Genomic DNA, 24568 nt, shown 5'->3' with positions numbered 1-24568 from the left:
TTTTGTAATGAAAATTTTGGTTGTTGACGATACAGAAGCCATTCTGTTGCTAATTTCGCGCTTTGTCGAAGCTTTGGGGCATCGCGCAGTTTTGGCGAGGAATGGCCGTGATGCGGTAGAGCAATGTCGTTTAGAACAGCCTGATTTAGTATTAATGGATGTCATGATGCCGATCATGACAGGGCCAGAAGCGGCTATCTTGATTAAAGAAGAATCGGGAGAGCGCTGGGTACCGATTGTCTTTGTGACGGGGGTTGGCGAGGAAAACGCCTTAGCCGATGCCATTGAACGCGGTGCTGATGATTACATCAACAAACCGGTTAATTTCCGGGTTCTAGAAGCCAAGCTAAAAGCATTCGGGCGGACGCTCGAACTGAATCGGAAAGTACGCGAACAATCCGAGCGACTGGCGGATTATTACGAGAATGCTGAGGAAGAGAAACGAGTTGTGCGTCATTTGATGGAGCAACTCGTCAATTCTGAGCGCTTATCTGATCCTCAACTACAGTATTTATTGTCTCCGGCAGAAAGTCTGTCTGGGGACTTGATTGCATCTGCTCGTACGCCGGGTCAAGCATTGCATGTGATGTTGGCCGATGGGATTGGGCATGGTTTGACCGCAGCATTGAATGTGTTGCCACTGACTCAGCCGTTTTACAGCATGACTGAAAAAGGTTATGCGATCAGCGATATTTTGCTGGAAATGAACGACAAAGTTCGCCAAGTGCTGCCAGTTGGCCGTTTCGTTTGTGTCACCCTTATTTCAATTGATGAGACGACTGGTTGTATCGAAGTCTGGAATGGCGGCATGCCGATGGTGTATTTGCTCAATGACCAAGGCGAGGTGGTGTTTGAGTGTCGTTCAAAAAATCTGCCCCTGGGGATTGTTCCTTCGCACTCCATGGATTTTGCACCAGAGCGGTTTTATTCGAATGGTGCAGGTTTTGTAGTAGCGTATTCTGACGGTTTGGTTGAGGCCAGAAATGCACAGGGCGAAGAGTTTGGTGTGACGCGCTTGCTTGATGTACTGCAAAGTAATTTAACACTCAAGCCTATTGACTGCTTTCAGCATGAATTTGCCGAATTCTTGCAGCAAGAAAAGCATCATGATGATGTTTCGCTGGTGCTGGCTGGTTTTGGTGGTAATAGTCAGCGAGATATTCGTGTTGCTAATCCAGCAACTCAGGATATCAGCCAGTTATTAACGGCGGATTTTGCGACTGGTAATGAAAGTACGTGGCGTTATAGTCTGGTGCTCACTGCTGATGAATTAAGATACGTGAATACGATCCCTTTCATGATGACCTTTGTGAAAGAGATTAAATCTTTAGCAAGTTCACAGTCGGATGTGTTCTTGATTCTGACTGAGTTGTTTTTGAATGCCGTAGATCACGGCTTACTGGGAATGGATTCCGATATAAAATTAAATCCAGACGGTATGGAATATTATTTGCTTGAGCGTTCCAAGCGGCTACTTGAATTGCAAGAAGGCCGGATCGAGATTGATTTGATGGGCGTTATGCTGCACGGTCAGGAGGTCTTACGGATTCGTGTTAAAGACAGTGGCCCAGGTTTTAATTGGTCGAAATCTAGTCTGGACGCTCCTCACCCCCTGTACTCGTTTGGGCGGGGCATTGCATTAGTTAAAGCTTTAGCTTTGCGTGTCAATTACATTGGCATTGGTAATGAAGTTGAAGTTTATTACGCACCACAAGCCGTTTGATTTGAGTTTTGTGCTGATTTTTGTTTGATTTCATTGAGCCTAACTCTATTTACAGTCAAGCGTTGTTGATCAAGTTTACTCCCCTATACCCTCTTTTTCTTATTTGATCGTTTGCATCGCATGCAATACTTTGCAATTTTTATTGCTGGGTATATTCATGCCGGTCTTGTATTTAAAAGACGCCATTTAAATACCTGTATTTTAATAAGACCCCCTTCAATTTTTTTGCCCATCTTAGCATAAGCCTAGTTTTTTCTTAGTGTGTTTTTCTATCCAAAGAATAGCAATGTTCTCTTCGTGAAATTAGTCATTTGTCGGCTCTAAAACTACGCCAGCCATGGGCTAAGCATGCTGGCGCTATGCAGAATCCCCTTCTCCTTGCTTGCCTTTATTTGCAATTATTTTTTCATTGTTAGTAATATTATTTAGGCCAATTTGTAAATTTGTCTATAGTAAATTCTGTCCTGATTCTCCTCGTCATACATTGCTGCGTATTCATAAGCAGCGCACCACACAATGCCGTAGGCATATTTTGGTGAAACTCAAGGGGGCCAATATGGCTAAAAAAGTACTCACGGTGGATGACTCTACGTCAATTCGGCAAATGGTTGCGTTTACTTTAAAAAGCGCCGGTTATGACGTCGTTGAAGCGGCAGATGGCAATGCTGGTGTGGCGCAAGCGAAGACTCAGCAAGTCGATCTGATTTTGACGGATCAAAACATGCCAGGCATGGATGGGCTGACTTTAATTCGTACCGTACGCGCTCTGCCGCAGTATGTGAGCACGCCGATTCTGATGCTGACCACCGAATCGAGCGACACGATGAAACAGCAGGGGCGCGCCGTAGGGGCAACAGGCTGGCTGGTTAAGCCGTTTGACCCGCAAAAATTGTTAGAAGTTGTTCGTAAAGTCATTGGTTAATTCACTGCGCTAAGGAGTTGGCAATGACGATTGATATGAGCCAGTTTATCGCAGTATTTTTTGATGAGGCATCCGAGCATTTGGCTGCTCTTGAAGATTTATTGCTAAAGCTTGATGTTGCTAATCCGGATGCAGAAGAATTGAATGCGATTTTTCGGGCCGCTCATTCGATCAAAGGGGGGGCGGCAACGTTTGGTTTTAGCGATCTGACTGAAGTCACGCACATCTTGGAAAATCTGCTGGATCGCATTCGTAAGCATGAAACTCAGTTGCACCCAGCGATGGTGGATGTTTTTTTGCATACGGGGGATGTGCTGCGAGCGATGCTGGCAGCTCATCGCGGTCAAGATGCTGTTGATCCTGCGACGATTTCGCAAGTGATGCAAGAGTTAACGCAATGTTCTAGTGAATCATCGCAAGCTAAGCACCTTGAGCGAATTTCAATTGAAATTGCAGCAGGTGATGATTTTGATATTCGCGGCTTGCTGCGAGAATTAACAACTTTCGGTGAAATTATTGATTATGAACACGGCGATCTGGTGCGCCCGTGGCGCTTTCGTGTTGATTCAACCCAATCGAGCGCCAGTATTTTGGACTCGGTGTCATTTTTAATTGATCCGGCGCGAATTACTATTTTGCAGGGCGATTTGCCTGGTTCTGCGTATGGTTTATTTGCTACGGCAGGATTACTGGATGATGCCGCTGTAGTAGCGGTATCTGAGGATATTGGCTATGGTTTTTTCGAGCCACAGCTAGACGTTGAGCATCAGGCAGTGTTGATTGAGGGGGATGGCTTTGGATTTTTTGTTCCTGCGGCGTCTTTACCGATCTGTGCGGTCACTCCGCAGCCAGAGTTCAGTAGCAGTACCGAGTTGAATCGCCGGAGCACTGATCGAGTCGTCGCAGATAAAGCCGCCACTGGCGAAAAAACGGATTCTTCAATTCGCGTGAGTGTGGAGAAAGTCGATCAGTTGCTTAATCTTGTTGGCGAACTGGTGATTACTCAATCGATGTTGGCGCAAAACGCTTTGCTACTCGATCCCGTTTTACATGAAAAATTGCTTTCTGGTGTTGCCCAGCTTGAGCGCAATACGCGAGAGCTGCAAGAGTCGGTCATGTCGATCCGGATGATGCCGATTTCGTTTGTATTTAATCGCTATCCTCGCTTGGTGCGTGATCTGGCCAGCAAACTGAACAAGCAAGTTGAGTTAAGGATGATCGGTGAAAACACCGAGCTGGATAAAGGGTTTATTGAAAAACTATCTGACCCGCTCACGCATTTAGTGCGTAATAGCCTGGATCACGGACTAGAAACGCCTGAGCTTCGTGTCGCCAGAGGTAAACCCGCGCAGGGCAATCTCACGCTGAAAGCCTTTCATCAAGGCGGCAATATCGTGATTGAAGTGAGCGATGATGGCGCAGGTTTGAATCGCGAAAAAATCCTAGCTAAAGCGCGTGAGCGTGGGCTGAATGTCAGCGATAGCATGACGGACAACGAGGTATGGCTGCTCATTTTTGAGGCCGGATTTTCAACCGCAGCCGAAGTCACCGATGTATCTGGGCGTGGTGTGGGGATGGATGTAGTACGAAAAAACATTCAGGCGATGGGCGGGCGGGTTGAAATTCAATCCATGACTGGAGTTGGCTCAACCATCAGCATCCGTTTGCCATTAACACTGGCAATCTTAGACGGCATGTCAATCTCTGCATCGGATGAATTTTATATTATTCCACTCACTTTTATTATCGAATCACTGCAGCCCAAGGGGAATGAAATTAAAACAATGGCAGGGCGTGGCTCAGTCATTAATGTGAGGGGTGAATACGTACCTTTGGTCGCATTATATGAAGTATTTAATTTGCCGAAAAAAATTAATCATTTCTCTGATGGAATTGTAATTATCTTGGAAGCAGAAGGGCAAAAAATCGCTTTGTTCGTCGATGATTTATTAGGCCAGCATCAGGTTGTGGTTAAGAACCTAGAAACTAATTATCGTCGGGTTGCAGGGGTTGCTGGTGCCACAATTATGGGGGATGGACACGTAGCATTTATTTTGGATGTGGCTTCTCTAGTCAAAATGGCGCAGCACGCATCTACTAATGAACATCTCGCAGCGAAAGAGCTCGCTACGCTTGCTGCATAAGGAAAATCATGGACGCATTAATTCGAGAAAATGAGGTAAATCGTGAGTTATTGGTTTTTGCTCTGGGTCGCGAAGAGTATGGAATCGATATCTTAAAAGTTCAGGAAATTCGTGGTTATGATGCGGTAACCAGTATTGCAAATGCACCTAAATTTATTAAAGGTGTTATTAATTTACGTGGAAATATCGTGCCGATTGTAGATTTAAGGGTGAAATTTAATATCGGCAATGTGACTTATGATGAATTTACCGTGGTTATTATTTTAAATATCGCCCATAGAACCATTGGCGTAGTGGTCGATAGTGTTTCGGATGTAATGACTTTAGCGATGGACCAGCTCAGAGATGCACCTGAATTTGGTGCTGCTTTTGATACGACTTATATCCTTGGATTGGGTGTCATGAATGAAAGAATGATTATTCTTGTTGATATTGAAAAGTTGATGACGAGTACGGATATGGAGTTAATTGAGGCAGTTGCTTAATGTTAAATCACTTATAGATTAAGCGTGATTTTTTAATTTATTTTTGTCAGTGTGAAGATAAAATCGATTTGCATCAATAGGCCTAAAACTACTGGAGTAATGAACAATGCTTTTTATTAATAAATTACTGGGGAATGATCAACGCAGTTCACTACCTCCTGTGAATATGGCTACCATTGATGTCGCAGAGCTAGCTGATTTAAAGGGGAAAGTGGCAGCAATTAGCAAGTCACAGGGCGTGATTGAGTTTGATCTCAATGGCCATGTTCTTGATGCGAATGATAATTTTCTAAGGGTGGTTGGTTATGAATTAAATGAAATTATTGGCAAGCACCATAGTTTGTTCGTTGATTTGGAGTATCGCCAATCATATGAATATCGTCAGTTCTGGGATAAATTAGGCCGTGGTGAATTTGATGCAGGGCAATATAAACGGATTGGCCGCTCGGGTAAGGAAATTTGGATACAAGGTAGTTACAACCCTATTTTTGATCAAAATGGTAAGCCATTTAAGGTTGTAAAGTATGCGGCTGATATTAGTGCTGAAAAAATGCTGAGTGCGGATCACAATGGTCAATTAGCTGCGATTAGTAAATCACAAGGTGTGATCGAGTTTAATTTAGATGGCACTGTGATCACGGCAAATGATAATTTTCTTGCTGCGCTGGGCTATTCATTGTCGGAAATAAAGGGCCAGCATCACAGCATGTTTGTTGATCCTGTCTATCGACAAAGTGTTGAATATCGCAGCTTTTGGGAAAAGTTAGGTCGTGGCGAATATGATGCTGGACAATATAAGCGGATTGGTAAAGGTGGAAAAGAAATATGGATTCAGGCTAGTTATAATCCAATTTTGGATATGAATGGCCATCCTTTTAAAGTGGTTAAATATGCTTCTGATGTGACCGAGAGTAAATTGGCAACAGCTGATTTTCAAGGGCAATTGGCGGCAATTAGCAAATCACAGGCCGTGATTGAGTTTAATTTAGATGGTACGATTATTAACGCGAATGAGAATTTTCTTGCTGTATTAGGTTATAGCTTGAGTGAAATAAAGGGAAAACATCATAGCTTATTTGTGGATACAGTCGATCGACAAAGCCATGACTATCGGATCTTTTGGGAAAAGCTAGCTCGCGGTGAGTACGATGCGGGGCAATATAAAAGAATTGATAAAACAGGAAAGGAAATCTGGATTCAGGCGAGTTATAACCCGATTATGGATTTAAATGGCAAGCCATTTAAAGTTGTTAAATATGCTAGCGATATCACCAAGCAAGTGAATGATTCGATTGCGTTGCAAAAAGCGGTCGAGCAAACGCAGGCTGTAGTGAGTGCTGCGGTGAATGGTGATTTACGCCAGCATATTCCATTGGAAGGCAAAACAGGCATGTTGGAGGTTTTATGCTCTGGTGTGAATGACTTAGTGGATTCAATGGCCGATATTGTGTTGCAGATTCAACAGGCTTCTCAAGAAATATTAATGGGTACCAGTGAAATCTCGAAAGGGAATAGCAATTTATCCAGTCGTACTGAGCAGCAAGCGGCGAGCCTTGAAGAAACGGCGTCCAGTATGGAGGAGCTCACTAGTACGGTGAAGCAGAATGCCGAAAATGCACGGCAGGCGAATCAGTTGGCCATTGGCGCTTCCGACATTGCGCTGAAGGGCGGCGAAGTCGTGAATAAAGTCGTGTTGACGATGTCCGAGATTAACGATTCGGCGAAAAAAATTGTCGATATTATTTCCGTCATCGATGGGATTGCGTTTCAGACCAATATTTTGGCACTGAATGCCGCAGTTGAAGCTGCGCGTGCTGGTGAGCAAGGGCGTGGTTTTGCTGTGGTGGCATCAGAGGTTCGTAATCTGGCGCAGCGCTCGGCTGGTGCGGCGAAAGAAATTAAAACGCTGATTGGCGATTCGGTTGTTAAAGTGGAGGCGGGATCAAAATTGGTCGATCAGGCGGGCCATACGATGCAAGATGTGGTTGGCGCTGTGCGCCGTGTGACAGACATTATGAGTGAAATTTCTGCGGCTTCGAGCGAACAAAGCGCAGGAATTGAACAGGTTAATCAGGCCGTTACACAGATGGATGAAAACACGCAGCAAAATGCTGCTTTGGTTGAAGAGGCCGCTGCAGCGGCGGAAAGTCTGGAAGAACAAGCTCGAAATCTCAATCAGACCGTTGGCATTTTTAAGCTGGCGACTGATCCACCTGTTCGTGCCGTGTCGGCGCGCGCCACACCGACGCGTCAAGCGCCCGTGGTCGCACGAGTTACGGCTAAGCCGGTGCTTAAATCGGCAAGCCGTTCAGTCCCGCAGTTGGCTTCAAGCGACGGGGATTGGGAAGAGTTTTAAATTCAGCAAGCTGTAGCAGTTCAACAATGAAAGGGGCGATGCAGTCCCTTTTGTTTTTGATGGGTATTTAACTGTATGCGTTATTTAAAAATGGCTGTGGCCATATACCCTAGGTATTAAGCATGGATCTAAATCAGACGATCAGCCACGAGCATGAGTTCAGTTATTGCCGTGCTGATTTTAATAAAGTCGCGCAGCTGATTTATGAATGCGCTGGTATTCGTCTCAATGACAGCAAGCAGCAAATGGTTTATAGCCGTTTGGCACGACGTTTGCGGGTGCTGAAGCTACGTTCATTTGCACAATATTTGCATCTTCTGGAGCAGGATCCCGACTCTGCTGAATGGCAGCCATTTATCAATGCCTTAACAACCAATTTGACGTCGTTTTTTCGAGAAGCCTATCACTTTGAAATCTTGGCGCAGCAAATGCAAACCAGCCGTGCGCGGCCGTTTCGGATTTGGTGCGCGGCAGCGTCCACCGGCGAAGAGCCTTATTCATTGGCGATGACGGCGATGGAAGCTTATCAAACGGCTCAGCCAGCGGTAGAGATTTTGGCTTCGGATTTAGATACCCAAGTTTTGGCAACGGCAGCTCAAGGTGTTTATACGGTAGACAAACTTGAGCAGATGACATTGGCACGTAAGCGCGGTTTTTTCCTGAAAGGCACAGCAATGAATGGGGGTAAAGCGCGGGTCAAACCTGGATTAAGGGCTTTATTACAGTTTCAGCAAATCAATTTGCTCGATTCAACATGGCCGCTACAAGGGCAATTTGATGCTATTTTTTGTCGCAATGTGATGATTTATTTTGATCAAGCAACGCAAAAAATCATTCTGCAAAAAATGGGGCGCTTATTGAAACCCGATGGGCAACTCTATGTTGGGCATTCAGAAAACCTTCATTTCATCTCGGAGTATTTTACCTCCTGCGGTAAAACGACCTATCGATTGACCGAGCGAGCCATTCGCGAATGGGGAGTGGGCTAATGTCGTTCAGAGAAACGGATGAAATCCTCGCCCCAACCTTGTATTACGATCGAAATTTTGAGACTGCAGCTGTGAAAATTTTGCCCGGTGAATATTATGTCACGCCGCGTGAAATGCTTTTGGTCACTGTGTTGGGTTCTTGCGTTGCCGCTTGCATACGAGATCCGGTGAGTGGGATTGGCGGAATGAATCATTTTATGTTGCCAGAATCCGCTGAAGATAGGGCAAGTGTGAATGGCTTATCGACCCGTTATGGGACACACGCGATGGAAGTTTTAATCAACCAGCTGTTGAAATTGGGCGCTAAAAAATCGCGTTTAGAAGCCAAAGTGTTTGGCGGTGGTAATGTTTTACGCGGATTTACGGTTTCTAATGTAGGCTTACAAAATGCAGAGTTTGTGAAACGCTTTTTATCGCTAGAGCAAATTCCGATTGTGGCAGAAGATTTACTCGATATTTTTCCCCGCAAAGTGTATTTTTTCCCGCAAACGGGACGTGTTTTAATTCGAAAACTCAAAGCCGTTCATAACAATACGATTGTGGAACGGGAAAAGAATTACGGCGCACGCCTGACGCATCTGAAAGACGGTGGCGATGTGGAGTTGTTTTCGTAAACTGGCTGCCGAGGAGTTAAATGAGTGCCCAAAATAAGAGTGATTGTCGTTGATGACTCTGCGCTGATGCGTAGTTTGTTAAAAGAAGTGATTGATACTGCACCGGATATGGAGTGCGTCGCTGTTGCATCGGATCCGATTGTGGCGCGGGAAAAAATCCGCGAGCTCAATCCGGATGTGATTACCCTCGATGTGGAAATGCCCAGAATGGATGGGCTGGATTTTTTGTCACGCTTGATGCGCTTAAAGCCAACGCCCGTGTTGATGATTTCGTCACTCACTGAGCATGGCTCGGAAGCCGCTATGCGCGCCTTAGAGTTGGGGGCGGTGGATATTATTGCCAAGCCCAAACTCGATATTGTGCAAGGCATTCAAAATTATGCAGAAGAAATTCGCGAGAAAATTCGTATGGCTGCTAAAGCAAGAGTGAGGGCACTCAGTACCGAGCCGATACCTGTCAGTTATACCGCTGATGCGGTACTGCCCAAAGCGGTTCGCCCGCTGATGAAGTCGGAAAAACTCATTATTGTGGGCGCATCGACGGGCGGAACTGAAGCTTTAAAAGATTTCCTATTGCCAATGCCGCCTGATGCACCGGCGATCTTGATTGCTCAGCATATGCCGGAAATGTTTACGAAGTCATTTGCGAATCGGCTCAACTCTTTGTGTCGAATTACGGTGAAAGAGGCGGAGCAGGGTGAACGAATTTTGCCGGGTCATGCGTATATCGCACCGGGTCATTCACATTTATTGCTAGGGGTTTCTGGCGCAAATTATGTTTGCGAATTATCGCAAGCGCAGCCAGTGAATCGGCATCGTCCCTCAGTGGATGTGCTATTTCGTTCTGCCGCCAATATTGCGGGTCGTAATGCTGTAGGCGTTATTTTGACCGGTATGGGTAAAGATGGCGCGGCGGGTATGCTCGAAATGCGTCAAGCGGGCGCTTATAATTTTGCCCAAGATGAGGCCAGTTGTGTTGTATTTGGCATGCCAAAAGAAGCCATTGCTTTGGGCGGAGCGAATGAAGTAGTGGCGTTAAAAGATATGGCGCAAAAAGTGTTAGTTTGGCTGGCTGCTAATGGCGGTCGAGCGTTGAGGATTTAAAGGAAGACATGGCTTTACCGATTTTAATTGTTGAAGACGATGATGCGCTACGCGAAGCCTTGGTGGATACCCTTGAGCTGGGCGGCTATCAGGTGATTGCGGCTGAAGATGGTTCAAGTGCATTACTATTATTGCAAACTCATCGTGTGGGTATGGTGATCTCCGACGTACAAATGCAACCGATGGATGGCGATACCCTGTTGCGAGAGGTTAAAGCGGCTTATCCATGGCTGCCAGTGATGTTGATGACGGCGTATGGTGTGATTGATAAAGCAGTGTCGGCGCTGCATGCTGGAGCGTGCCATTATTTGCCCAAACCCTTTGAGCCTGATTTGCTCTTGGCTCAGGTTGAGAAATACCTGTTGCCGGATATGGGCTTGGATGAGGTATTAGCTGAAGCGCCCGCGATGCGGCAATTGATGGATGTGGCTAGGCGCGCCGCAATGGTCGATGCATCGATTATGCTGACTGGCGAGTCGGGCGTGGGTAAAGAAGTGATGGCTCGTTATATCCATCGCCACAGCCCGCGGGCGGCGAAACCCTTTGTAGCGATTAATTGCGCTGCAATTCCTGAGCAACTCCTTGAGTCGACCTTGTTTGGGCATGAAAAAGGGGCTTTTACTGGGGCGGCCGCGCAACACTTAGGCAAGTTTGAGCAGGCGCAAGGTGGTACTTTGTTGCTGGATGAAATTACCGAAATGCCTTTGTCATTGCAGGCTAAGTTATTGCGAGTACTGCAAGAGCGCGAGTTAGAGCGCGTTGGTGGTGTAAAACCGATTGCTTTGAATATTCGTATCTTGGCGACTAGCAATCGTGATTTGGCGCTGGAAGTGAAAGAAGGGCGCTTCCGTGAAGATCTGTTTTATCGTTTGAATGTCTTCCCATTAAAAATTCCAGCGCTGCGCGAGCGGCAAGAAGATATTTTGCCTTTGGCACGATCCATGCTTTCTCGTTATGCAGTAGCCTATCAGCGGCGTTTACCTGTATTTACCGCTGATGCTGAGCAAGCGCTTAAATCATATGCTTGGTTGGGTAATATTCGTGAGCTAGATAACGTGATTCAGCGTGCTTTGATACTGGCGCCAGGGGATGAAATTGCCGCTGAGCATTTATATTTGCCAGTTGAAGCGGCAAATTCTGCCGTTGTATTGCAGCAAGACAATGTCGTTGAGTCGTTGCCTGTGACTGCCAATATTAAAGACATGGAAAAAAGCATGATCTTGGAGGCGTTGAAGTCAACTCAAGGTGTACGCAAGGCCGCAGCAGAAAAACTCGGGATGAGCGAGCGGACTTTGCGCTATAAATTGGCTCAATATCGCGAGCAAGACGGTAATTTACCAATTTGATGCCACATGGTGCAGGATTTGCTTGCCGCAGCCGCCACGCACCCCTACAATTTTGCCCAGAAGGATAGGTAGTTATGAGCGTGCAAGGAATTGATCAGGTTCTCGGCGAATTAAGGTCGATGTCTGCGCTGGCTTCGGGTCAGCCAGTCAGCAATCCGGCAGAAGTGTCGGGTGCGCCCGATTTTGCAGAGTTACTTAAACAGTCCATCGATCAGGTGAACCAAGTCTCACAAGATGCTCAAGCCAAACAAACGGCTTTTCAGTCGGGTGATTCTGAGGCGAATTTACAAGATGTGATGGTTTCATTGCAAAAAGCCAGTTTGAGTTTTCAAACGATGGTTCAAGTGCGCAATAAGCTTGTTACTGCCTATCAAGAAGTGATGAATATGCAGGTGTAAAACCTGAGACCTTGAAAACCGGTAGAGTATGGCAGAAGCGGGCGTCGCGACAGATAACACCCTAGTTAGAGCAGGAAATATCGGTGGGCTGCGTCAGCGCTTCAACGAGATGCCTGCTGCCCGCAAAATGATCGCTATGGTCATGGTGGCGGTCATTGTTGCCGGCGTTGTCGGCTCTTTGCTTTGGTCACGTGAACCCGCTTATCGCATTCTGTTTACCAATCTGCCAGATAAAGACGGCGGCGCAGTCGTTCAGTCTTTAGAGCAGCTAAAAATTCCCTTTAAACTGGACGCTGGAACGATTTCTGTTCCTGCAGACAGAATCTATGACATTCGTTTGAAGCTTGCTGCGCAAGGTTTGCCAAAAGCCGCTAATACCGGCTTTGAGCTGATCGATAATCAAAAATTTGGCGTTTCGCAATTTGCTGAGCAAGTCAATTATCAGCGTGCAATCGAAGGTGAATTGGTTCGTTCAATTGAAAGTATCTCCTCTGTTGAAAAAGCGCGCGTGCATTTAGCGACGCCAAAGCAAACTGTTTTCCTGCGTGACCAACAAAAACCTTCCGCTTCGATTGTATTAACCCTGCATCCAGGGCGTAGCTTAGATGGCGGCCAAATTGCCGGTATTATTCATTTAGTGTCATCCAGTATTCCGGGCTTGCCAGTGAGTAATGTCACTGTCGTTGATCAGGACGGTAATTTGCTGTCGCGTTCGGCGGACTTGATGAATAAAGGCTCGCTAGATCAACGTCAGTTGCAGTATGTTAATTTGGTAGAACGTGGTTTTGTTGAGCGACTAGAAACCATCCTTGCTCCGATTGTGGGTAAAGGCAATGTTCGGGCCGAAGTCACTGCACAATTAGACTTTTCTGAAGTTGAGCAAACATCTGAAACCTTCAAGCCTAATTCCCCGCCCAATGCCGCCGCGATTCGTAGCCAGCAATCTTTAGAACAATCTGGCCGTTCTGCAGAAGATGCTGCAATGGGCGTGCCAGGTGCATTATCGAATCAACCGCCTGGCGCTGCTGCAGCGCCGATTACGGCACCTGTGGCGAGTGAGGCGAGTGCCGTTGCAAGTACCGGTGCGAGCAATATGCGCAAGGAAGGCACGACCAATTTTGAAGTTGATAAAACCATTCAGCATGTGCGGCAATCCGTTGGTACCGTTAAACGTTTGTCGGCTGCGGTGGTGCTGAACTACAAGGCGGGCAAAGATAAAGACGGCAAATTGTCCTATGTGCCGTTTTCTCCTGCTGAAATGACGCAGATTAATAATCTGGTACGCGAAGCGATTGGCTTTAATAAAGAGCGTGGCGATTCGGTCAATGTTGTGAATGCCGCCTTTGCCGAGTCAATGCCATTAGAAGAAAAACCGCTGCAAGACCGCGCTTTAACTTATCTGCAAAGCAATGGGCCTGATGTACTCAAGGCTTTTGTGATTTTAGTCGCGGTCTTTTATTTGCTGTTCTTTATTGTGCGACCATTGATGAAAGACATCACTCGCTCGCGCGAAGAAGCGCGTACGATGGAGCTGGATTTGGGCGAAATGGCGGCTGGAGATCATTTCTCGCCTGATTCGGGAGTCAAAACCGAAAGCGAAGAAGATCAAAGCAAAATGTCTGCCTTTGCTGACCTATTGCAACAAGCCAAAGAGTTGGCGAAAAATGATCCGCGCATGGTGGCCACAATTCTGCGCGAATGGATGGCCAGTGCAGCTGATGACAAGGGCAATCCGAATAAAATTTCCTGAGCGGAGGGCATCTAGATGGCTGCCAGTATGAATGAAGAAGGCGTCAATCGCGGTGCTTTGCTCCTGATGTCCTTGGGTGAAGATTGCGCGGTTGAAGTGTTCAAGTTTTTGGGCCCGAAAGAGGTACAAAAATTAGGCTTCGCAATGGCCAATATGAACAACGTCAAACGTGAAGAGATGGATAAAGTGCTGGGTGACTTTATCGCGTCTACGCAAAATCGCGCTAATCTGGGCGCCGCCGACGAATATATCCGCTCCGTTCTCACTAAAGCGTTGGGTACTGATAAAGCGGCCAACTTGCTCGACCGTATTTTGCAAGGCAATGATAATAACGGCATTGAATCACTGAAATGGATGGATTCAATTGCGGTTGCCGAGCTGATTAAAAATGAACATCCGCAAATTATCGCGACGATTATGGTGCATTTAGAGCCCGATCAATCGTCCGAAATCATGGGGCATTTTGTTGAGCGTTTGCGTAATGATGTGTTGCTACGGATTGCTACGCTGGAAGGTGTGCAGCCTGCGGCACTGAAAGAACTCAACGATGTACTTACCCAATTGTTATCTGGCTCGGATAAGCTCAAGAAAAGCGCAATGGGTGGCGTGCAAATGGCCGCCGATATGCTCAACTTTATGGGTAGCGCCGTCGAAACTTCGGCAGTTGCCAATATTCGTGAATACGATCCTGAGTTGGCACAAAAAATCCAAGATAAAATGTTTACCTTCGACAATGTCTTGGATATTGATGACCGTGGTATCCAATTGTTGATGCGTGAAATTCAGTCTGATTCCTTGATTATTGCGTTGAAAGGCACCAGCCAAGCACTACGCGAGAAAATCTTCAAAAATATGTCGCAACGTGCGGCGGAAATGTTGCGTGAAGATTTGGAAGCCAAAGGGCCAGTCAAACTGTCTGAGGTTGAAGGTGAGCAAAAAGAAATTCTCAAAATCGTACGTCGTCTGGCTGATGAAGGGCAAATTGTCCTTGGCGGTGGCGGTGGCGAGGGTCTAGTTGATTAAGGAATATCATGTCTGGACCTCATCGACGCGTGATTCCACGCGAAGAGCTATCTGAATTTCAGCGCTGGCAATTTAACTCATTACTCGATACGCCCGCTGCGGCGCATTCTCCAGCAATTCCAGAAATAGAACAGCTCAACGCTGGTGCTGAACTAGCGCCAGCCGTTGAGCACGTTCACCAAGAAGAAACTCAGCTGGTTGAGACTGAAATCGGTTTGCCCGACGAACCTGCAATGCCTTACCCAACAGCTGAAGAAATCGAAGCCATTCAGCAGCAAGCCCACGATGAGGGTTTTCAAGCCGGTTTGGAAGCGGGGCGTTTGGCTGCTGAGGCCGAAGTGCTGCAATTGCAGGCTTTGCTCGCCAGTGTGACCGATACTTTGCAAGCAGCAGAAAGTCAATTGGCCGAATCCGTGCTTGATTTGGGCTTGTTGGTGGCGCGGCAAATGATTTGCGATGAACTACAAAGCCAACCAAGACAATTACTCGCGCCAATTCGCGAGGCTTTGGCGGTGATGCCAACGCCCGTGCATCCATCGCGCTTGTATTTGTCGCCGGATGATTTGGAATTACTGCAATCGGCACTGCATATTGAACTGCCTTCGGATGTGTGGCGTTTATTGCCCGACCCGAATATGGCGAGTGGCAGTTGCAAAATCGAAACACCAGCCACACAGCTTAGTTATACGCTGGCGTCGCGCTGGGAAAATATTCTAAAGGTATTGAAGCGTAGCCATCATCCAGACTTAGCTTGGGGTAAATACCCAGATATAGCTTCGATGGAGGCGCAGTCATCTGCCACTGTAGCAACAGATACGCCTATGAGCGCGCCCTTTGCGGCAGACAATGACGCAATCGATTAATCTCATCCAGTCCTACCTCAAAGATTGCGCCTTGGCTGTTGGTGCCGTGCGCCCGTGGCTGCCGCGTGGGCGATTAACGCGTGTGTCTGGCATGGTGCTCGAAGCCGTTGGTCTGCGCTTGCCCATTGGCGCGTCGTGTAATGTGATGACGCCGAGCGGGCATCCGGTTGAGGCGGTTGTCGTCGGTTTTCAGGAAGCGCGCTTGTTTCTGATGCCGATTGCCGAAGTGTATGGCGTCGAGCCTGGTGCTGCTGTCGTGCCGCACGAAGACTTTGCTGCGTGGGTTCCCGAATACGGCCAACCGCGCACTGCACAGCGCCGTATGGAAGACCATGGTCGACAAGTGCCGGTCGGCTGGGGCTTACTGAATCGTATTTTGGATGGTCTTGGCCGCCCCCTTGATGGTAAAGGGCCGCTAGAATTTGATGCCTATCAACCCTTATTTGCTCGCCCGTATAATCCGATGGATAGGGAACCCGTCAAAGATGTGATGGATGTTGGCGTGCGTGCAATTAACGCCATGCTCACCGTCGGGCGCGGCCAGCGTTTGGGTTTGTTTGCTGGTTCTGGTGTGGGTAAATCGGTTTTGCTCGGCATGATGGCGCGCTATACCAAGGCCGATGTCGTCGTTGTTGGTTTGATTGGTGAACGTGGCCGCGAGGTGAAAGACTTTATTGAAAATATTCTCGGAGACGAAGGCCGCGCTCGCAGTGTGGTTGTTGCCGCGCCTGCGGATACGCCGCCTTTGCTGCGACTTTACGGCGCAGCGTACGCAACCAGCATTGCTGAGTATTTCCGCGATCAAGGGCAAAATGTACTGCTGATTATGGATTCGCTAACGCGCTATGCAATGGCGCAACGCGAAATCGCGTTGGCGATTGGCGAGCCGCCAGCAACCAAAGGTTATCCACCGTCGGTGTTTGCGCGTTTGCCGCAACTGGTCGAGCGCGCTGGCAATGGCCGCGAAGGCGGCGGGTCAATCACTGCGTTTTATACCGTTTTATCTGAAGGTGACGATCAGCAAGATCCGATTGCCGACAATGCACGCGCTATTTTAGATGGTCACTTTGTCTTATCGCGGCAATTGGCCGAGTCAGGCCATTATCCGGCGATTGATATTGAAGCGTCGATTTCACGTGTGATGCACGACATCATTAGCCCGCCAGAATTTGATCTGGTTCGTAAATTTAAATACCTTTACGCGCGTTATCAGCGCAGCCGTGATTTGATTAGCGTCGGCGCGTATGTCCCCGGCTCAGATCCGGTGCTCGACGATGCGATTCGGCGCTATCCGGCGTTCGAAGCTTTTTTGCAGCAAGCCATTCATGAGCAGGAAAGTTACGAGGGCGCTAGAATGAAGCTCGCCCAATTGTTTGGGGTTTGATCTTCGTGGCCAAGTTTCGCTTTGCATTTTTACTGCAATTATCCGTTGATCGGCGCGAAGACGCTTCGCGTTTAATGCAAGCCGCACAAGCGGCATGGTTATTGGCGCGCAGCAAATTAGAGCAAGTTGATGGCTTTCGCAATGAATACCGCGCCCGCCTCGCCAATAGCGCGCAAACCGGTATGTCGATTGGGCAATGGCGTGATTACCAATTGTTTTTGGCCAAGCTCGATGGTGTTGCCGATCAGCAAGTCTTTGAAGTCGATCGACTAGCGCAGGAATATGAACGGCGCAAAAATGATTGGCAGGAATGCGAAAAGAAGGTTAAAGCCTTTGAGGCGCTACGTGATCGGCATAATCAAGCCGAATTGCGTAAAGAAGGGCAACTTGAACAAAAATTATCTGACGAGTTCAATAGCCGCCTTGGGCGAAATTAAATTTAGTGACTCTGAAATTTTTTAAAGCGGTATCAGATTATACTTGTGTTTGGCTTTAGCTTCCTTACATTCAATAAGAAGAAATAATGATTGATTTTGTAACTGCAAGTAAAAACATTAATGCTCTCATTGAGCAATATACTGAGCTAGGCTGTAAAAATGAGGCAGAAACTAGATTTCATTATATTGATGTATTACTCACTGATTGTTTAGGCTGGGATCGCCATACTATTCCGTTGGAAAAGTACCTAAGTGGTGAGCGAAGTGATTACGAACTTGGAAGCCCCGTTTCCATAATTTTAGAGGCTAAGCGGGATGCCGTCTTCTTTGAAATCCCGCAGCGTAAAAGTAAAAGCTTGCTTGTGCCTTTAAAGCAATTAATTGGTTTAAGCGCTGCTGCTAAAGAGGCTATTGAGCAGGTACAAGGATACTGTGCAAAACGGGGTGTTCGTTATGCTGCAATTTGCAATGGTCCACAACTTATTTTATTTGTAGGCGCTAGAACTGATGGCAATTCACCTTTCGATGGTAGGGCATTAGTTATTGATGGTTTTCAACAATTAATTGAAAATTTCGCTTTAATTCATAATATGATCTCTCCTTTAGGAGCGGTATCAAATAAGCTTTTAACATATCTTGATGCAAATGGGGTTGCAGGGATTCCTGAGAAAATATCATCTAAATTATCCAATCATCCATCTTTTCGATATCAGAGCAACTCACAAAATAGTCTTCGCATGGTGGCTGAGTTGCTATTAGAAGATATTGCTAGAACAAAAGAATTAGAAGAGCGATTTTATCGTGAATGTTATTGTGATAGTGGGCCTCTTGCTCAAGATGCTTTGGTTAGCAAAAATTTGCTAAAAACGCGCTATGCAGCATTGTTTCATCCTAGTGAGGAAGCTCCTGCCGTTGTTCCTATTAAATCTAAAGGTAAGGCTGGTGTTTCTTCTGAAATTTTAGCTGAAGGGTTATCTCGGCGGCCAATAATTTTACTCGGTGATGTGGGTGTTGGAAAAACATCATTTATTAAAAATTTGATGCTAGTTCAGGCTGAGGAAGAGTTTAAAAAATCTATATATGTCTATCTTGACCTTGGGGTGAATGCATTTTTAGATGATAATTTAGAAGAGTACGTTAGTAATGAAGTTAGTAAGCAGTTGTATGAAAAATATGAAATAGATATACAGGCTTATAATTTTATTAATTCGGCTTATCGTGATGAGATTAAACGGTTTGAAAATGGTGTGTATGGGAGAATTGCCGATAGCAATCCCTCATTGTTTCAAGAGAAGCTACTCGAATTTTTATCCAAAAAACTAGAATCTAAAGAAGATCATTTGCGTGTATCTATTAAACAGATTCAGAAAACAACAAATAAACAGCTTATTATTATTTTCGATAACGTTGATCAGCGTGAACTTGAAACGCAACAAAAAGCATTTATTGTCTCTCAAGGAGTTGCGCAGCACTGGGCTGCTATTGTTTTTTTATCTGTGAGACCTAATACATTTCATCAGTCAAAAAGAACAGGTGCGTTGTCTGCATATCCTAATAAGGTCTTTTATATTATGCCACCCCGACCAGAGCAAGTACTAGAGAAAAGACTTATTTTTGCTCTAAATATTGCGGAAGGACGTCTTCCAATTGAGTCAATTTCAAGTGTAAGCTTGAATTTGGAAAGTATTGCTATATTTTTAAAAGCCTTGTTGCATTCATTAAGAAAAAATCCAGCAGTTGCTGAGTTTTTATCAAATATTACAGGTGGTAATGTGAGATCGATGCTCGACTTTGTTACTAAATTTACAGGTAGCCCAAATGTTGATAGCGATAAAATTATTGAGATTTACAGTCGAGTTGGTGAGTACATAATTCCTGTTCACGAATTTTCAAAAGCAGCGCTCTTAGGTGATTATTCAAACTATGATCCAAATTCATCACTTGCAATGAATTTATTTGATGTTCGATATCCTGATATTAGAGAGCATTTCTTATGCTCTCTAGTTTTGGGTTACCTTAATTATGATGCCTCACACCGTAATGTTGAAGGATTTGTGAGTGCCTTAATTATTAAAGAAGAAATGCAATCTCATGGGTTTACTGTTGAGCAATCAGAAAGTGCCCTTCGCAGATTGACAAATAAAAAATTAATTGAAACGACACAGCGAGTCACATTTGAAGAGTCTTCAGGCTCCGAATTAGTTGGAGATTTGACGGACGCATTTCGTGTTACTACTGTTGGTGCGTACCACTTGCTTCGTTGGTGCCCTACGTTTGCATATTTAGACGCGATGGTTTTTGATACTCCAATATTTGATTCTGGAGTTCAAGGTAAGTGTAGTTTAGAAATGGAGTCTTTTGATATAAGACATCGATATGCTAGAACTGTGGATTTTCGTAATTACTTATGTCGAGTATGGGATGCTAGTGGCTTATCCGCACCTTACTTTGATTGGAAAACAGTTTTAATTAAGGGGGAAAGAACCTTTGAATCTGTGCTAACTCATATTAAAGGCCTGGGAAGCGCCCCATATCATAATGGCAGGAAGGTGAGACGGTAAATTTTTATGTCTAATAATCGCTGATCGAAGTAATTATTAAAATATTTTTTGTGAGGTTATCAAATTATTGCGGAAATAGAGATTTAAATAATTATTTATTTTTTATATGTAATTTACTTACTAGTAGTGCACTTGATATATTTTCTTATAGCAACAGATAGATGATAAACAAATAACAAAAGCCCCGTTGCTGGGGCTTTTGTTATTTGTATTTTTGGTGTCCCCGACAGGAGTCGACACTATAGTTGCGAAGTTACGCAAAGCTTGGTTAAAAGGCCGATAGTCGGGTCTGCAAATGTATCAGTCAAGTGCGTCGAAATTTTAATGCTATCTGTAGTTACTTTGTTGTGACAATAACCACGATGATGGCAATATAAACGTGCCTCATAATTACACTACTTATAAGTTTTATGGCGGTTACACTTAGGGTACTTAAAATATTTTTTTGATCTCGTGCATGTGGAGTTGATATCGGTGGATACAAAACGAAAAAGCATTCCTGATGCAATCAAGCGGGAACTTAGGCAAGAGGTTGGTTTTGGCTGTCCTGTGAAGGGGTGCGGCAATCCTTATTTGGAATATCATCATTTTGATCCTCCAGTCCATATTCAAGCCCACAATGAGGTAAAAGGAATGATTGCTCTATGTCCAGAGCATCATCGAAAAGCAGACGGTGGAAGCTACACAGTCGAACAATTGCACTCAATGAAGCAAGACGTAGACAATGCTACTCTCGTTCGAGGTCGCCTTGATTGGCTAAGGCGTGACATGCTTGCTGTTGTGGGTGGAAATTTTTACTATGAAACGCCAAAGATAATCGTTATTGATGGGCATGACGTTGTTGCGTTGGAGCGAGATTCGGATGGTTATTTACGATTAAGTATTGAGCTTCTCAGCATACTTGATGAGGAACGCATCGTTATGCAAGCCAACTCTTGGGAAAATATTGGCGCACCTAGCGATTTACGATCCCCTCCTCAAGGAAAAGAGCTGGAAGTTCACTACAGCAATGGTGATATGTTGCATATCCGTTTCATAGAAATCAATACGGTCGAAGAGGCTTGCAGTAGGTATAAAACCGATATATTTCTCCGCAATAGTTTGATTTCGTTCCCTTTGACCGTAGTAGAAGTCGCTCTCGAAATTGGAGGGACTAATATAAAAATTTCACCTGATGCAACTACTCTTGGTGGGGCGGTGATTAAAGGCTGTCTCACGACTAATTGCGGGGCGGGTATTAGCGCAGATTTTGGGTTTCACTGGAGACACAGCCCAAAGTGGAAATTAGCATCAAGAGTTACCTCCGTTGACGGCGGAAATGTCATCAACGTCAAGTTTGGGCGGAAGTAAGGTAAGCATCCGAAGCTATGTGCTTAAAATTGATTAATTGCTTCTCGTGCTTCATCTAAAATGTAGAAGCCGCCTTAATGGCGGCTTTTTCTAATTAATCACACGTCCACGATCACCGTAGCCTCTCGGTTCTACGATAATTTCCGCTAAAGGTTGAAGTAAATTATTTCTGCAACTTAGCGTCGTTGTCGCAGATTGAAGCCACGCTCCTCTTTCCCGTTCCAGCCAGCTTGTAGCAAAGGCATCTCCAGCGGAAAAGCCCGCATTGAATGCGCGAACCCAATTGTCAATTGGATTTACGGCCACGTGAATGGCTAGTTCCGAGAAGCCAGCATCTTGCACATATCCACGAGCAGGCAGACCATTTGGAAGTAGGAAATCAAATAAAGCGCCTTTGTGCTTATGATCTTCCCATCTGCAATCATTTGGCCTTAATGAAAATAGTTTTTGAGTTATACCGGCATTGATGGCGCAGACTAATAGGTTTCTCCAGGCCTTATCTCTTTTGCTTTTGTATTCGATGTATTGTGCTCGATCATCATTGGTTGCTATTGCACCAATGTTAGAGAAAACTGCGAAAGCCTTTTTTTCACTTAACTGATAGCCTAGCTCTTTAAGGCGTTGAGAAAAAAGCTGGTGCTGTAGAAACTCAATGGGCGGATCGGCGTCTAGGTTTGGAAGTGCAGATAAAAGTGCGGCATTGGTACGGAAGCCCAGCGCCGCTGCAAGTGCTTCACTCAAGTGTGAGGACTTAATCTCAGGGCATTGGTCTAGTAAAGCGTGTTTCGCTGATGTAATTGATGAAGCTTTAACTTCAATTGATGGCATTTGATACCTCCAAACATAAAGTGGCGGTGTCTGTCGATTACGCACCGACAAATGAATGAAGGTGGAGCAGGTACTTTGATTAATAAGAACGCCTCTTTAACCCGACAGTAGGTTCGGCTAGGCAGCCAGAGCATATCCTAGCAGGTTTACGTATATCTTCAAATTTTCTGATTGTGACTCTGTATCTAAAACGACCGTTTTCGATACGATTTTTCGACTACGGTTTTGCTGGGGTTTGTCGTGCCTGTAAACTAGGGTTTGACATAAAATACATCGACCATATAAAATACACCTTTTAGATACATTGGTTTGCATATCATGAGCCGCACATTCTCTTATTGCCGTGTTTCCACCATCGACCAGACCAACGACAATCAAGAACTCCAAATCAAGGAAGCTGGCTTTAAAGTTACCTCAAGCCGTGCTTTTGTCGAAACCATCAGCGGCAAAACTTGCGCCATGCAGCGCCCAGCCTTCTCGGAGTTAATCGGCAAGCTGGAAGAGGGCGATACCCTTGTAGTATCGAAACTCGACCGCTTAGGCCGTGATACTTCGGACGTGCTGGCAACAATCACTAAGCTGGAAGCAATGGGCGTTAAGGTGCATTGTTTGGCGCTGGGCGGCATGGACTTAACCAGTGCGGCGGGAAAGATGACCGTAACCGTTTTGGCGGCGGTAGCTCAATTTGAGCGTGACTTACTGGTGGAACGTACTCAAGCTGGTTTGCAACGCGCCAAAGCAGAGGGCAAGACACTAGGCCGCCCGACAACAATCGATGCAGAGAAGGCCGCCGCTATCCTTGCTGACCTGCCAGTCTCTAGTATTCGCAAAGTTGCGGATAGGCATAAGGTGAGCGCTGGCACAGTCCAGAGAATTATCGCAGCAAACAGGGCTAAGGAAGCTAGTGCCTAGCCAAACCCTCGAAAGAGGGTTTTTTGTTGTAAATTTTGTTTACATTTACTTGTAAACTTGTGGGTGGTGAGTTAGTATTCTGGGCATATAAATCAGGTACAGCACATGGCAAACCCAGCACGAACTATCCGCACAAATGGCAAGGCAACAGCTTTTCGCCTGACAGCGGAAGAATGGTCGACCTTAGAGCAACAGGCAAACGAGAACGACTTAACTTGGCAAAGATGGATGCGGCTTGTTCTTTTTGTAAATCAAGAAATGAAGCCGATAGATGCACTCCGTAAAGTTGCTGGGGGTGAGTTGCCAAGTCAGCGGGTCATTGAGGCTATGAAAGCAGCAGGTATCACCGAGCCAACACCATCAACAGGATTGAGTATCGAATTCTTCCCACAAACCCAGCCCATGCCGCATATATCTGTCGTTGGAAGGGTAGGTAATCGCCCCTTTACCGCCAAACTTAATTTGTCCGAAGCTCATCAATTAGCGCAAGACGTCAACGGCGCGCTTGCCGCACTTGAGGGGGCTAAATAATGGCAACTGCTAAACCCATTCCATCGCCAATCCTAAACACTGCCGATGCTGTTTTTTTGATCGACACTGGCTTAAGAGCGCATTCAATTTTTATGAGCGCCTACGATTTGTTGAACGATGTCACGCGCTCGGACTCTATGACGCGCAGGGGCGTTCGGCAGATTGAAGTGGCGATGAAGGGCGGTAGGCGTTATTACCGTCGAGAGGATATAGAGTGGCTTATCGCGCAAATGTTGATCTTTAGAGAACCGAAGAAGATCAAGCTACCATCTGTACACACCTTGCACTTTATGCACCACGAAACGGCGGCAGAGCGTGAACGGCATTTCGAGGCGCTGATTTGAAACTGCGCTGACTATAATAGCCATTCATGCTTTATCGGCATCCAAACGTTCGGGCATGAAGGGCGTCACGAAGTGACACATGGGTAGAAGAATCTGGTATACCCAAACGGCGGGATTGGACTCGAAAGAGACTGTCGCAGGCCGTGCCAGTGAGAGTTGTGATGAGCGCCGAACCTTGCTTGTCATTGCAACCCAACACAAGCTGCGACTAAAGTAAGGATGGTTGCCTATACCGATGATGTCGGGTTGGAACTGAGCGCCCAACAACTTCAAGTCTTTGCTTGGGGTTGGGGGAAATACGCCTTTACCAACCCGATGTAAGGACTTAAACCCCAACACCTTAACCACCATTTCGCCTTCTTTGAAGCCATCCAGTGAGTAACGCGAGCGCAGCGAGGCGGCCTACCCAACATACCAATGTTTGAATTCATCACTTCGCTTGCTTCGCAATCTCTTTGATGAATTCTTGTTGATGAAGATGTTGAATAATTTAATCAATCACCT

General features: G+C 45.9%; 21 protein-coding genes. 20 read left to right on the top strand and 1 reads right to left on the bottom strand.

The window, feature by feature from the left end:
- Positions 1-7: 7 nt before the first annotated feature.
- From Q320_RS0112235 to Q320_RS0112150, 17 genes are all read left to right on the top strand, one after another.
- Positions 8-1723, top strand: coding sequence for an ATP-binding SpoIIE family protein phosphatase (locus tag Q320_RS0112235; RefSeq protein WP_027469238.1), 1716 nt, complete (start codon positions 8-10; stop codon positions 1721-1723).
- Positions 1724-2279: 556 nt separating this feature from the next.
- A complete protein-coding gene (locus tag Q320_RS0112225; RefSeq protein ID WP_027469237.1) occupies positions 2280-2645 on the top strand; it encodes a response regulator in 366 nt (121 codons plus the stop codon).
- 23 nt (positions 2646-2668) lie between these two features.
- Positions 2669-4789: a chemotaxis protein CheW gene (locus Q320_RS19725; protein ID WP_051534701.1), complete on the top strand. Its 2121-nt coding sequence runs from the start codon at positions 2669-2671 to the stop codon at positions 4787-4789.
- 8 nt (positions 4790-4797) lie between these two features.
- Positions 4798-5274 (top strand): chemotaxis protein CheW, encoded by a 477-nt coding sequence (locus Q320_RS0112215; protein WP_027469236.1) that lies wholly within the window; start codon positions 4798-4800, stop codon positions 5272-5274.
- 106 nt (positions 5275-5380) lie between these two features.
- Positions 5381-7630 (top strand): methyl-accepting chemotaxis protein, encoded by a 2250-nt coding sequence (locus Q320_RS22175; protein WP_051534700.1) that lies wholly within the window; start codon positions 5381-5383, stop codon positions 7628-7630.
- Positions 7631-7752: 122 nt separating this feature from the next.
- Positions 7753-8619: a CheR family methyltransferase gene (locus tag Q320_RS0112205; protein WP_027469235.1), complete on the top strand. Its 867-nt coding sequence runs from the start codon at positions 7753-7755 to the stop codon at positions 8617-8619.
- Positions 8619-9233 (top strand): chemoreceptor glutamine deamidase CheD, encoded by a 615-nt coding sequence (cheD, locus tag Q320_RS0112200; RefSeq protein ID WP_027469234.1) that lies wholly within the window; start codon positions 8619-8621, stop codon positions 9231-9233. Before Q320_RS0112205 ends, cheD begins: the two co-directional genes overlap by 1 nt.
- A gap of 24 nt (positions 9234-9257) precedes the next feature.
- Complete coding sequence (locus tag Q320_RS0112195; protein ID WP_027469233.1) at positions 9258-10337, top strand: protein-glutamate methylesterase/protein-glutamine glutaminase; 1080 nt, start codon at positions 9258-9260, stop codon at positions 10335-10337.
- A gap of 8 nt (positions 10338-10345) precedes the next feature.
- Positions 10346-11683, top strand: coding sequence for a sigma-54-dependent transcriptional regulator (locus tag Q320_RS0112190; RefSeq protein ID WP_027469232.1), 1338 nt, complete (start codon positions 10346-10348; stop codon positions 11681-11683).
- A gap of 74 nt (positions 11684-11757) precedes the next feature.
- Entirely contained in the window at positions 11758-12081 is a 324-nt protein-coding gene (gene fliE, locus Q320_RS0112185) for a flagellar hook-basal body complex protein FliE (protein WP_027469231.1), read from the top strand.
- Between the two features lie 28 nt (positions 12082-12109).
- Positions 12110-13831, top strand: a complete 1722-nt coding sequence (gene fliF, locus Q320_RS19715) for a flagellar basal-body MS-ring/collar protein FliF (RefSeq protein WP_084282624.1) — start codon at positions 12110-12112, stop codon at positions 13829-13831.
- 15 nt (positions 13832-13846) lie between these two features.
- Positions 13847-14854: a flagellar motor switch protein FliG gene (fliG, locus tag Q320_RS0112175; RefSeq protein WP_245591013.1), complete on the top strand. Its 1008-nt coding sequence runs from the start codon at positions 13847-13849 to the stop codon at positions 14852-14854.
- An 8-nt stretch (positions 14855-14862) separates the two neighbouring features.
- Entirely contained in the window at positions 14863-15717 is an 855-nt protein-coding gene (locus Q320_RS0112170; RefSeq protein WP_027469229.1) for a flagellar assembly protein FliH, read from the top strand.
- Entirely contained in the window at positions 15701-17101 is a 1401-nt protein-coding gene (gene fliI / locus Q320_RS0112165; RefSeq protein ID WP_027469228.1) for a flagellar protein export ATPase FliI, read from the top strand. Before Q320_RS0112170 ends, fliI begins: the two co-directional genes overlap by 17 nt.
- Positions 17102-17106: 5 nt before the next feature.
- Positions 17107-17538 carry a flagellar export protein FliJ gene (gene fliJ / locus Q320_RS0112160; RefSeq protein WP_035853525.1) on the top strand — a complete coding sequence of 144 codons (432 nt, stop codon included), beginning with the start codon at positions 17107-17109 and terminating at the stop codon, positions 17536-17538.
- An 86-nt stretch (positions 17539-17624) separates the two neighbouring features.
- Positions 17625-20099 (top strand): hypothetical protein, encoded by a 2475-nt coding sequence (locus Q320_RS0112155; protein WP_027469226.1) that lies wholly within the window; start codon positions 17625-17627, stop codon positions 20097-20099.
- Positions 20100-20573: 474 nt separating this feature from the next.
- Positions 20574-21449: a hypothetical protein gene (locus Q320_RS0112150; protein WP_035853655.1), complete on the top strand. Its 876-nt coding sequence runs from the start codon at positions 20574-20576 to the stop codon at positions 21447-21449.
- 90 nt (positions 21450-21539) lie between these two features.
- Here the strand turns inward: Q320_RS0112150 and Q320_RS0112145 are convergent, their stop codons facing one another.
- Positions 21540-22277 (bottom strand): hypothetical protein, encoded by a 738-nt coding sequence (locus Q320_RS0112145; protein WP_027469224.1) that lies wholly within the window; start codon positions 22275-22277, stop codon positions 21540-21542.
- Positions 22278-22595: 318 nt separating this feature from the next.
- Here Q320_RS0112145 and Q320_RS0112140 point away from each other — a divergent pair, with 318 nt between their 5' ends.
- The 3 genes from Q320_RS0112140 to Q320_RS0112130 all read left to right on the top strand — a co-directional run bounded on the left by Q320_RS0112140 (position 22596) and on the right by Q320_RS0112130 (position 24064).
- A complete protein-coding gene (locus Q320_RS0112140; RefSeq protein WP_027469223.1) occupies positions 22596-23189 on the top strand; it encodes a recombinase family protein in 594 nt (197 codons plus the stop codon).
- Between the two features lie 105 nt (positions 23190-23294).
- The gene (locus Q320_RS0112135) at positions 23295-23720 is read left to right on the top strand and encodes a hypothetical protein (RefSeq protein ID WP_027469222.1); all 426 of its coding nucleotides are present in this window, start codon (positions 23295-23297) and stop codon (positions 23718-23720) included.
- Complete coding sequence (locus Q320_RS0112130) at positions 23720-24064, top strand: hypothetical protein (RefSeq protein ID WP_027469221.1); 345 nt, start codon at positions 23720-23722, stop codon at positions 24062-24064. Before Q320_RS0112135 ends, Q320_RS0112130 begins: the two co-directional genes overlap by 1 nt.
- The last annotated feature ends 504 nt before the right edge of the window (positions 24065-24568 follow it).

It is taken from the genome of Deefgea rivuli DSM 18356, from assembly GCF_000620145.1.
Lineage (GTDB): Bacteria > Pseudomonadota > Gammaproteobacteria > Burkholderiales > Chitinibacteraceae > Deefgea > Deefgea rivuli.
This window is presented reverse-complemented; position numbering and strand designations above follow the sequence as displayed.